The organism is Microbispora sp. NPDC049633 (assembly GCF_040675265.1).
In the GTDB taxonomy this organism is placed as follows: Bacteria; Actinomycetota; Actinomycetes; order Streptosporangiales; family Streptosporangiaceae; genus Microbispora; species Microbispora maris.
This window is the reverse complement of the sequence record NZ_JBFAOO010000371.1, coordinates 1-2981: the sequence shown is the minus strand read 5'-3', so window position 1 is coordinate 2981 and position 2981 is coordinate 1. Positions and strand designations below refer to the sequence as shown.

3 protein-coding genes are annotated in these 2981 nt (G+C 72.1%); 1 reads left to right on the top strand and 2 read right to left on the bottom strand.

Annotated elements, in window-relative coordinates:
- Positions 1 to 205: CGNR zinc finger domain-containing protein (locus tag AB0J39_RS38965; protein ID WP_363474167.1), on the top strand; the 205-nt coding region annotated here is incomplete at its 5' end.
- Here AB0J39_RS38965 and AB0J39_RS38960 read toward each other — a convergent pair.
- Both AB0J39_RS38960 and AB0J39_RS38955 read right to left on the bottom strand, forming a co-directional pair.
- The gene (locus AB0J39_RS38960) at positions 202 to 1203 is read right to left on the bottom strand and encodes a BtrH N-terminal domain-containing protein (RefSeq protein WP_363474166.1); all 1002 of its coding nucleotides are present in this window, start codon (positions 1201 to 1203) and stop codon (positions 202 to 204) included. The two genes, AB0J39_RS38965 and AB0J39_RS38960, sit on opposite strands and share 4 nt — an antisense overlap.
- 86 nt (positions 1204 to 1289) lie before the next feature.
- The gene (locus AB0J39_RS38955; RefSeq protein WP_363474169.1) at positions 1290 to 2942 is read right to left on the bottom strand and encodes a 2-isopropylmalate synthase; all 1653 of its coding nucleotides are present in this window, start codon (positions 2940 to 2942) and stop codon (positions 1290 to 1292) included.
- Positions 2943 to 2981: the final 39 nt, after the last annotated feature.

Here is a 2981-nt window from a genome sequence, read left to right as displayed (position 1 = left end):
CGGGGCCCAGGTGGTCGCAACCGTCGCGAGGGACGCCGTCGAGCTGTTCACCGGCCCGTACGCGCACCGGGTCCGGGAGTGCGCGGGAGACAACTGCGCCCTCGTCTTCGTCGACACCTCACGTCCGGGCAGCAGGCGCTGGTGCTCGATGGAGCGGTGCGGCAACCGCCACAAGGTCCGTGCGCACCGCTCGCGTGAGGGTTAGCCCGGTGTTCCGGCCGACAGCCGGCGCAGCGCCTGCATCGCCTCCCTCTCGATGCGCGAAAGATCGTGGAGAATCACGCCGGCCTCATCGAGATGCCCCGCGTCGCCGGTCTCTCCCGCCTTCGCGATCAGACTGGACACCCGCGTCCACAGGACCGCGGCCTCGGCATACAGCCGGTGACCGGCGCGGAGGTCGTCGTCGTCGATCAGACGGGTGCACTCGTCGAGGAAGTCGCGGTAGAGGGCACGGAACAAGGCACCGCCGGTGCCGCCCTGCTCCATGAGGAGGGCGGCCTGCGGCAGGTCCCGGCTCGGGTCGCCGGCACGCCGCAGCCAGCCGGGCACCTGCTTGCCGGCTTTCTCTATGCCGCGATGGCCCAGATTCGCGATGGGCGCGGCGAGGAAGGCCTCGGCGCAGTCCCTGATCGCGGGGACGATCCGGTCCTGCCAGGAGAGCGGGTGAGCGGGCAGGGCGATGGTGAAGGATCGGTTCCTGGCGGTCATCGGGCCGCGTTCGGCCCGTGCCCTAGCCAGGCCGGCCCGGCCGGTGCGCACCGCTCCTCCCTGCTGATCGGTGTCCACGAGGTAGACGTCGTGCTCGTCGTAGCCGTACATGGCGACGACATGACCACCGAAGTGCACCTTGGAGCGGAAATAGTCCAGGTGGTAGCAGTCGAGCTGGAGGCCGACCGGCCGACCGGCCTCGATGGAGGCGGCCACGTTCTCCCACGCCTTGCGTGGTGAGGTGGTCTCCTCCGTCGTCAACGTCAGTCCCAGCCTGGCGGCCAGGTTCCTGGTGAGCTCGAAGGGCTTGACGCGGCCCCCGAGGAAAGGGAACGGCATGCCCTTGCTGTCCCAGTAGACGAAGGACAGACCCGAGCCCAGCCCGAACAGCATGGGCTCGGACAGGTCGAGTCCCTCGTGCCGCAGCAGCACTCCCAGGGTCGTCGTCTCGCAGTGGTGCGTGCCGCGGGCCTCGACGCCCTTCACCATGGCCATGATCGCTCTCCTCATCCTCACCGGGACCGCCGGGAGGAGCATGCGACCTCCCACAGGGGGAGAGTCCAGCCGGTCACTCCCCCGGTTCACTCGGCCAGGGCGCGGTTGACGGCGGCGAGCACGGCCCGGGCGAACGCCGCCGCGGCGCCGGCGTCCTCGCCCGCGCCCCACACGGAGGCACCGTCCACCCGGCACCGGGCGTAGGCGACGGCGCCGCCCTCCACCGGGTGCCCGTCCCGTTCCAGCACCTCCACCGGCGTCCCGGCCGCCGCCAGGGCGGCGGCGAGGGCGTCCGCCGGTTCGGCGCCGCTTCCCTCGTACGCCGCCGCACCCCGGCGCAGGACGCAGCGGAACCCACCACCGTCCGCCGTCCACGACGCCAGAGTGACCGGCCCGCCCTCCGCCGTGTACGCGGCGCGGAACAACTCGAGCAGGTCCTTCGGCGTGGCCTCCCGGCCGCTGCGGTCCGTCGCGTCCTGGACGACGCGGGAGAACTCGGCACGCAGCGCCCCGGGCAGGTCGAGCCCGTGGTGCACCCGGAGGAGGTGGGCGACGCCCCCCTTGCCCGACTGGCTGTTGACCCGGATCACCGCCTCGTACGTCCGGCCGACGTCGGCCGGGTCGATCGGCAGGTACGGCACGGCCCAGGGCGCCTCCCCCACCGGCACGCCCCGCTCGGCCGCCGCCCGCTCGTGGTGGGCGAGCCCCTTGCTGATGGCGTCCTGATGGGTCCCGGAGAAGGCCGTGTAGACGAGGTCCCCGCCGTACGGATGACGGACGTGGACCGGCAGCCGGTTGCACTCCTCGACGGTCCGCCGGATGACGTCGATGTCGGAGAAGTCGACCATCGGGTCGACCCCCTGCGCGTACAGGTTCAGCGCGAGCGTGACGAGGTCGACGTTCCCGGTGCGCTCGCCGTTGCCGAACAGGCAGCCCTCGACGCGCTGCGCCCCGGCCAGGACGGCGAGCTCCGCGCAGGCCACCCCCGTGCCCCGGTCGTTGTGCGGATGGACCGAGAGGATGACGGCGTCACGCCGTTCCAGGTGGCGGTGCATGTACTCGATCTGGTCGGCGTACAGGTTGGGCGTGGCGATCTCGACGGTGGCGGGCAGGTTGTGGATCACCGGCCGGTCGGGCGAGGCGTCCCACAACCGGGTGAGGCCGTTGCAGACCTCCAGGACGAAGTCGGGCTCGGTGCAGTTGAACACCTCGGGCGAGAACTCGAACCGTACAGCCGCCCCCGGCATCGCGTCGGCGAGCCGCGCGATGTGACCGGCGGCCTCCCGGATGAGCGCGTGCAGCCCGGCCCGGTCCTGCCCGAGGACGACGTCCCGCCAGACCGGCGCGGTCGCGGTGTACAGGTGCACCACCGCCCGCGGCATGCCCTTAATCGAGGCGAAGGTCTGCTCGATGAGGTCGCGGCGGGCCGCGGTGAACACCACGGGGGTCACGTCGTCCGGCACCGCGCCGCTTTCGGCGAGGTGACGGACGAAGTCGAAGTCGGTCCGGCTCGACGACGGGTAGCCGACCTCGATCTCCTTGAACCCCATCGCGACGAGGAGGTCGAACATGCGCCGCTTGCGTGGCGTGTCCATGGGCTCTGCCAGCGCCTGGTTGCCGTCGCGCAGGTCGACGGGCACCCACAGCGGGGCGTGCTCGATCCTGCGGCCCGGCCACGCGCGCGGGATCTCGGGGATTTCGACCCGCTCGTGGGCCGGCCGGTAGCGGTGGTGCGGCATCGCGCTGCCCCGCCGGGGCTCCCGCCTGGAATCCCCAGC